Annotated in this window: 6 protein-coding genes and 1 tRNA gene; 3 read left to right on the top strand and 4 right to left on the bottom strand. The window is 47.9% G+C overall.

Annotated elements, in window-relative coordinates; all coding sequences use genetic code 11:
• The 3 genes from WBV75_RS13595 to WBV75_RS13585 form a co-directional block, all read left to right on the top strand.
• Window positions 1-931: RNB domain-containing ribonuclease (locus WBV75_RS13595; RefSeq protein ID WP_424121126.1), on the top strand; the 931-nt coding region annotated here is incomplete at its 5' end.
• Between the two features lie 22 nt (window positions 932-953).
• Entirely contained in the window at window positions 954-1,643 is a 690-nt protein-coding gene (locus WBV75_RS13590; protein ID WP_424121125.1) for a head GIN domain-containing protein, read from the top strand.
• Window positions 1,644-1,649: 6 nt separating this feature from the next.
• Complete coding sequence (locus WBV75_RS13585) at window positions 1,650-2,315, top strand: LysE family translocator (RefSeq protein ID WP_424121124.1); 666 nt, start codon at window positions 1,650-1,652, stop codon at window positions 2,313-2,315.
• A gap of 40 nt (window positions 2,316-2,355) precedes the next feature.
• Here WBV75_RS13585 and WBV75_RS13580 read toward each other — a convergent pair.
• From WBV75_RS13580 to WBV75_RS13565, 4 genes are all read right to left on the bottom strand, one after another.
• Window positions 2,356-2,426: transfer RNA gene (locus tag WBV75_RS13580), tRNA-Cys, on the bottom strand.
• A 52-nt stretch (window positions 2,427-2,478) separates the two neighbouring features.
• Window positions 2,479-2,835, bottom strand: a complete 357-nt coding sequence (folB, locus tag WBV75_RS13575; protein WP_424121123.1) for a dihydroneopterin aldolase — start codon at window positions 2,833-2,835, stop codon at window positions 2,479-2,481.
• A gap of 78 nt (window positions 2,836-2,913) precedes the next feature.
• Window positions 2,914-3,864 carry a PorP/SprF family type IX secretion system membrane protein gene (locus WBV75_RS13570; RefSeq protein WP_424121122.1) on the bottom strand — a complete coding sequence of 317 codons (951 nt, stop codon included), beginning with the start codon at window positions 3,862-3,864 and terminating at the stop codon, window positions 2,914-2,916.
• 23 nt (window positions 3,865-3,887) lie between these two features.
• Window positions 3,888-7,865, bottom strand: a 3,978-nt coding sequence (locus WBV75_RS13565) for a T9SS type B sorting domain-containing protein (RefSeq protein WP_424121121.1), incomplete at its 5' end; no start/stop codon positions are given.

Below are 7,865 nucleotides of genomic sequence, written 5' to 3'. Positions count from 1 at the left end.
GGACACCCTTGCGAAAAAGCTTCGCCACATACGCATGGAGCACGGGGCCATTTCTTTTGATAAGGTAGAAGTTAAATTCAATCTGAATGAGGAGAATGAACCGGTTGGCGTTCATTTTAAGGAAAGTAAAGATGCCAACAAGTTGATTGAAGAATTTATGCTTCTGGCCAATCGGAAAGTGGCTGAGTTTATCGGGAAACAGCGACCTGAAAAAACGTTTATCTATAGAATTCACGACGAGCCCAATGAGGATAAACTCATATCCCTGAATAGTCTGGTGAAACGGTTTGGATACCAATTGAATTTTAGGGATAAAAAAGCACTGAACACTTCTTTAAACCAACTCCTGGAGGATGTAAAGGGGAAAAAAGAACAGAACATGGTCGATACCCTGACCATCCGAACTATGAGCAAAGCTGTGTACAGCACACAAAACATCGGGCACTATGGCCTGGCGTTTGACTACTATACCCACTTTACGTCCCCGATACGGCGGTACCCGGACGTTATGGTACACCGGCTATTGCAGCACTATCTGGATGGTGGGAAGTCCCCGGAGTTTACCAAATACGAAGAACAGGCCAAACACGCCTCACAAATGGAGTATCTGGCGGTGAGTGCTGAAAGGGATTCGGTGAAGTATATGCAGATTAAGTTTATGGAAGATCATCGGGACCAGGAGTTTACCGGTGTGATTTCAGGAGTCACCGAATGGGGAATTTACGTTGAGATCATCGAAAATAAGTGTGAGGGAATGGTGCGTATACGCGATATAAAGGATGATTATTATACCTTTGACGAACGTCAGTATGCCCTTGTTGGTGAAAGGAAGGGAAAGATATACCAACTGGGAGATGAGGTAAACGTAACTGTAAAGAATACGGATCTCGTTAAACGACATTTGGATTTTGCCCTGATCGGTAAAGCCTGAGGGTAGAAAAGAAAACCCACCAATGAACCGCAACCTGTTCATTCTTTGTATTTCCTTTTTAGGGCTGTTGTCTAAACCGGTAACAGCTCAGGAAAAAACCGTGAATCAAACACTCTCGGCCTTTTCAGAAATCAAGGTTTTTGACGGGATTTCCGTAAACCTGATTCCCGGCGAGAAAAATGAGGCCGTGATACGTGGGGCCAATGTGGACGACGTGACCATCCTGGTCAGTGAAGGCAGTCTGAAAATCCGAATGAAGGTGACGAAAATCTTTAGTGGCTACCGGACTTTTGTCGATGTATACTACCGACAGCCCCTACGGGTGATCGATGTCAATGAGGACGCCCGTATTATTAGTAAGGAAACCATTAAGCAGGAAGTCCTGGAAGTAAAGGCCCAGGAAGGGGGGGAAATTCAGGTGCAGGCAGACGTTACCCAATTCCTGGTAAAAGTGGTCACTGGAGGGGTTATAAAGGCCGCAGGAGGATCTAAAAACCAGGATGTGCAGATTAATACCGGGGGTACCTACAGGGGGAAGGATTTTAAAACAGGGTTTAGTACAGTAAATGTCAATGCAGGTTCCCTGGCAGAGATCCATGCTGCGGATTATGTAAAAGCCACGGTAAAGGCTGGAGGAGAGGTCCTTGTATATGGTGACCCGGCCAAGATGGATGAGAAAACAGTATTCGGAGGCACTATCAAACGAATGTAATTTGCGATGATTGAAGATATTCAGGCAGCTATTCCCCTGGGCTTTTTGTTGAGCTTTATGGTGGGGCCTGTTTTCTTCGTATTGCTGGAAACGAGCGCTACCAAGGGTTTCAGAGCTGGGTTTGCCCTGGATTTAGGGGTTATCTTCGCGGATATTATTTTTCTGTTCATCGCGTATTTCAGTAGCTTTCAATTACTCGAAAACCTGAGCAATCAACCGGGGCTGTACGTCTTCGGGGGTGTTATCCTCCTGATCTACGGATTGACCACTTTTTTCCGATCCGATTTTAAAGAAAAAAAACCGAGGATAGTCACAAGGGGTAGCGATTACCTGGGGCTCTTTGTCAAGGGGTTCCTCCTGAATTTTATAAATATAGGGGTTCTGGTATTCTGGCTCGGTGTAATTATTATCGTGGGCCCCAGCCTCAATAATCAACCCAATCGGATTATCACTTTCTTTTCGGCCATGCTTGGAGCCTATCTCATCACGGATATTTTTAAAATTCTTCTCGCCAAACAATTGCGCCGCAAACTCACGCGGGATCGTATTTTACAGGTAAAAAAAATACTGGGGGTCATCCTCATCATTTGTGGGATAGTCCTTATTGTCAAGGGGTTTCTTCCAAAAGACCAGTTGAGTATTGAGCAGGGAATAGAGCTCATTCGGGAATAAAAAAACCCCGGCGTAGCCAGGGTTGAATTTTAATTCTTTGAGGCATCGAGCGGATTCGAACCGCTGTACAAGCTTTTGCAGAGCTGTGCCTAGCCACTCGGCCACGATGCCATTAATTTACTGCGGCAAATTTAGTGTTTTTCCTATTTAAAGGCAGCATATTTTACCTTGTTTTACTCAAAACTACGGTGACTTGCTGTACATCCCCGCCAATGGGAGGATTAATTTTAGAAATTGAAACCTCAGCTGCAGAGACCGTATCGATTTCGTTAAAAATACGATCGAGAATCCGGGCACCAACGGTTTCCAAAAGATGACTTCGAAGTTCCATTTCCAGACTTACGATGCGATTAAGGACCACATAGTCGACGGTGTCGCTAAGCTGATCTGTAGCGGATGCTTTTTCCAGATCCGCAGTTACTTCGAGATCCACCCTGTAGTCGGAACCGATAACCCCCTCCTCTTTAAGGCACCCGTGAAAAGCGTACAACCGGATGTTTTCCAAACGAACTTTTCCCAAAAGACAAATTTTGTGTAAATCTAGACAAAAACCCCGGAGGAGCCCATCCGATTGAAAGGGAAAGTCTGGGTTCCGGGACTAGTAGGTACACCGGCAATTGCTCAACCCCTGGAAAAGGTCGACGCCTATAGTGATCACGTGAGTACCATAGCTATATGCCAGGATGTCGTTAAGTATGATCTGTACCGAATACGCAAAGTAAAAATTTCCCTTCTTAAGGCCGACGAAAGGCGCTATATAAAGCGGTTTTCCAATCTGGTCGTTTAAAAAACGGTAGTTGACCCCGGTGTAATAGTAATCCTCAAAGTCGTAAAAACGGAACTTCATATTGAGATCCGTTTCGGATCGGCCGTCGCTTTCAAAAATTTTGTAAAGCACTGAAGGCTCTATTTCCAGGCGGCTGTTTTTGTTCTTGGAGTACCGAAAACCGGTATAGACGTAATAGTTCCGCAACTGGTTCGGCTCAAAAATAGGATTAAAACTGGTGAGGTCTTTATTGAGCAGGTTTGACGCATTAAGGCTCGCGTAGAATTTGTTTTTCCGGTACATCACCCCGACATCAAAGTTGTGGTTAGACGTAGATCGATCGTCCGTGATGGAAGGGTCTCCCGTAATATTTTCGAATTCCTCTATGTCTATTCGGAACTGGTTGAAGTTATAGGAAATCCCAAAAGAAAGGAATTCGTCGTCGTACCGGTCGAGGGTCAGGTGGTGCGCAAAGGATAGCCGGGCCCCTTGTTGACGTGTATACCCGTTGCTGTCGTTATATAAAAAGATTCCACCTCCCGAGCGGTTGCCTATTCGGGCATCCGCTGCCAGGGACTGCGTTTGGGGAGCGTCTTCAATACCCACCCACTGGCTCAGCCCGTTTACACGGATCTTTACGTGGTCCCCAATACCCGCATAGGTAGGAGCCAGCACGAAAGGGTTGTCCGCCAGGTACTGGGAAAGCTGGGGCGAGTTTAACTCCTGTCCACTGGAGGCGAGAACGCCCCCTATGAGTAATACTATGAATATTTTTAAACGCATTTTTTGCAATGTGGTTTATTCCTTTAACGATAGAGCGTGAAATGTCCAACAAATTCCCGGGGGTCATTCTCCCCATTGAGTTGCATGGTATACCAGTAATCTCCGGTGGGCAATTCCTTTCCGTCATAGTTTCCATCCCATCCCGGATAGTTGTAAGAAATTTCGTCTACCACTCTACCATAACGATCATAAATTTTGATTAGTATCTGTGGGAAGCCCTCAATGTTTTCCGGAATCCACAAATCATTCATGCCGTCTCCGTCCGGAGTAAAGAAATTGGGTATTTCAATGTCGATGAACTCCATGAATATCTGCGCTTCCGCCACACATCCGCTCTCATCGATCACCATTACCGAATATGTTCCGGTTTCTGTGATATAGAACGTATTATCGTTCCCGTTATCCACCCCGTTGAAGTAGAAGGTATACTCCGGAACACCCCCGGTGGCGATGGCGGTTATCTCATTCAGGTTGCGCTGTTCAAGGGTGAGCGCAAGCGGTTCAAAAGAGATAATATCAAAGTCTATGGTCAGTACACAGCCATTGGTGTGTGAGATGGCCAGATAATGCGGTCCGGGAGCGATGTTGACAAAATCGGGGTCAAGCTGCATGTCTGCCGGATCTGTGGAATCCAGGGCATACATAACCTCGCCTGAAACTGAAGGATCTTCAAGAAGAACCTCTAATCGATTCTCCGGAACAGCCCCGGTACACTCGTAAACCGGAGTTACGGTGGCGTTCAGATTTACCCCTTCACCAATTTCTACGATGGTGTTGGTTTCACAGCCTGCTGCATCGAGCACAAAAATCACATAGGTTCCGGATGCGAGCCCACTGAACGAGGTCTGGCCGACAACATAATCCGCAGGGTCGTTTGAGTTAAAGGCAGTACTATAAGGGGCTGTTCCTCCTGTAATGGTAAGCTCAACAGAACCGTCTTCGCTTCCGGAACAAACTTCCGGCAAGGTAGTAGCACTGACCTCTACAGGCAGGGGCGCTGCAATCGTAAACTCAAAGGCGATAAAACAACCATTCTCATCCTGGGCGATTACATCGTAGTCCCCGGGTTCCAGGTCGAAGAATTCGTTTGTAGTATCGAACTGGTTGAGATTCGGGCTTATGGCGTAAAGGATTTCACCTGTTCCTCCTGAAACCTCTACAGAAATTGTCCCGTTTGCTTCTCCCGCGCAGGTCACGTTTGTAAACTCCTCCCGGTCAATTTGCAATGGGGCAGGATCTGTAATAAGGATCTCGTCAGAGACAGCTTCACAATCCAGGCTTGTGGCCCGGATCCAGTAACTCCCCTGTGGAAGCCCGGAAAAGGCTCCTGTATTCTGAGGACCAGCTATAAGCGTCGTCAGGGCGTTGTCTCCGAATAACTCATACTGGTAGTTGCCCAGGCCTCCTGTGGCGACGGCTGTCAGCATGGCTGTTGATTCGCCGGCACAATTGATGATAGCCGCACTTTGGTCTATATCCAATACGAGGGGCGGTATAGGCTCAACGCTTACCTGGTTGGACAATGAAGCCTCACACCCGTTAGAATCACTGACATAATATTGGTAAACCCCGTCGGATACACTAAACGTATGGGAGTTTCCTCCGGACATTGGGAAATACGTAATCCCGTCTGTACTGTACTGGTAAGGCGCGGTGCCACCGGAAGCCGTGAGTACTAATTCGGCATTCGTTGTACAGGTCATCTGCACAGTCTGAACGAGGGCGCTCATCACTTCTGTCGGTTCAGAAATAACCACTTGGGGGGTTTCAAAGGCACATGCCCATCCGTCTGTAATGGAGATGCTGTATATGCCGGATCCAAGATTTACAAAATCAGGACTTGGCTGTGTGCCTGAAGTGAAAACAATTGTACTACCCGAGGCATCGTATACATTTAATTGATAGGAATAACTTCCTTCTCCACCCGCGACGTTTATAGCTGAAACAACGGCGTTTTCATCTCCATAACAGACCAGGGTTGTTGGCGTGGCGGTAATATCCGCGGTAATTGGCAGGGGTTCCGTGAGGATAATTCCATCATTGTATTCACATCCCTCTGCATCCCTTACCAGTACGGTGTAGGATCCGGCCGAAAGCCCGGTGAACACATTTGAGGCCACGTTATTGGCAGTATAGCCCTGCCCGGTAGTTGTGTTCGACAAGATGATTTCGTAAGGTGCATAGCCGCCTTCCGGGGTTACCAGGATTTCACCCTGATCATTGGTACAGGTAACATTCGCAACTTCAGTTACGGAAGCCACTAAAGGTGTATCGGGCGATGTGATGGTGAACACATTCGAATCTTCCTGGCAGAAGGGTGCATCAGTCTCTGTAATCCGGATAAAATAATTTCCTCCCGAGAGGCCGGTTACCGTGAAAGGGTTGCTGGTCGTTGAGCTGTTGCCGGAAACTCCAGCAGAAACACCCGCGCTCGTAAAGACTTCATAGGAATAATTCCCGCTATACCCGCTGATATCCAGGGACACTTCTCCATTCGAATCCCCGAAACAGATTACCGGACTAACCGGAGTGGCTGTGACAGCAACAAGATCAAAAGGTGCAATGTCATATGGTGCCGTATCGAAGAAACAACCCGTAGCCGTATCTGTCACACGGAAAACGTAGTTTCCGGGCGCCGTGAGTTCAAATACCGCAGACGTATTGGTGGGTGTTGCGGTTTGTACACCATTTGGATTTCCTACAGGTAATAATTCAAAGGTATAGGTGTTGCCCGGATTTCCGTTATCGGTTACCGTTATCAGAACTTCTTCAGGATTGATGCAGCTAATCGCGATATTCTGAGAAACAAGAGCGTCAAATGTATTTAACGGATCTATAGTGACCGGGGTACTGGTTGCACATCCATTGGCATCTCTGACAAACACTGTGATCGTTTGAATTGAGCCTGTATCGGCCACCTCAAAGGTGTTCCCTGCCTGGTAATTCACATCGTCAATACTATACAGGTACGGCGCTGTTCCAGCCCCTGCAGGAACCGTGGCCGTGATTGTAGAGATGTTGACGGTATTGTCCGGGGCACAGGCAAAAGCCGTTGCTGAGGCGGTTATAGAAAGGAGTGTGGGCTCCAGCACCTCTACCGTTTGGGTAAGGCTGCAATTCAGGCCTGATACCGCTTCGATAACGTATGTTCCTGCCGAAAGGCCATCAAATAAAGGATCTGCCTGTGGACCCGAAACAGGCACGCCGCCCTGATATAAAACATAGGTATAGGGAGGGTTGTCATTTACCCCTGGCCCGGTGGGCGACAGGTTTACCCTGATGCTTCCATCGGCTCCGCCATTACAACTTACATTGACAATAGTAGCGGGATCCAAAGTAACTGGAGTTGGTGTTTCCAGTGTTACAGGGGCCTGAGCATCACAGCCACTGGCTGAGGCGTCGTAGACAACAGCTGTATAACTGTCCGGGGAAAGCCCTGAGAACACGTTAGAGGCCTGAGGCACCCCTCCGGTAACACTTACCCCTCCACTGTCGAGAAGGTCGTATGTATAGCTTCCAGACCCGCCGGAGGCAGTAACTGATATTTCTCCGTCATTCAGCAGGCAGGATGGCTGAATGCTGGCCATAGCACTTGCGCTGAGTGGTGGTAAAATGGTAATCGTATCCGTGGCCAGGCAACCATTGGCGTCACGGACGGTGACGGTGTAAGTTCCGGGAGCAGAAACTGAGAAGGTATTGCTGCTCTGATATCCCGCACCAACGCTGTAGCTCAAAGGTGCCATACCGGTTCCCGTAACCGTAAAGGTATAAGTGGTACCATCAGAACTACATTGGTCTGTAGCAAGAGCCGGTGCTGTAACTGTTGGGAGCGGATCTTCATCCACAGTGATGGTGATAAAAGTCACACAACCATTTGAATCTTCAGCATATACATCGAAGTTGGCCGGATAGGCCGCAGGGTTTAGTTCTGCGGTTGCATTGGCACTGTAGTCTCCTGCCGCCGGAATATCCCCGGAGGGAACAAAAGCGTATGTATATCC

The sequence above is a fragment of the Robiginitalea sp. genome (genome assembly GCF_049588695.1).
Lineage (GTDB): Bacteria > Bacteroidota > Bacteroidia > Flavobacteriales > Flavobacteriaceae > Robiginitalea.
Note: the sequence above shows the minus strand (reverse complement) of the source record. Positions and strands in the feature narration are given on the sequence as shown.

Excerpts from the sequence above, each read along its gene's own strand:
- WBV75_RS13590 (WP_424121125.1), top strand. The coding sequence starts at position 954 with ATGAACCGCAACCTGTTCATTCTTTGTATTTCCTTTTTAGGGCTGTTG.
- WBV75_RS13585 (WP_424121124.1), top strand. The coding sequence starts at position 1,650 with ATGATTGAAGATATTCAGGCAGCTATTCCCCTGGGCTTTTTGTTGAGC.
- WBV75_RS13570 (WP_424121122.1), bottom strand. The coding sequence starts at position 3,864 with ATGCGTTTAAAAATATTCATAGTATTACTCATAGGGGGCGTTCTCGCC.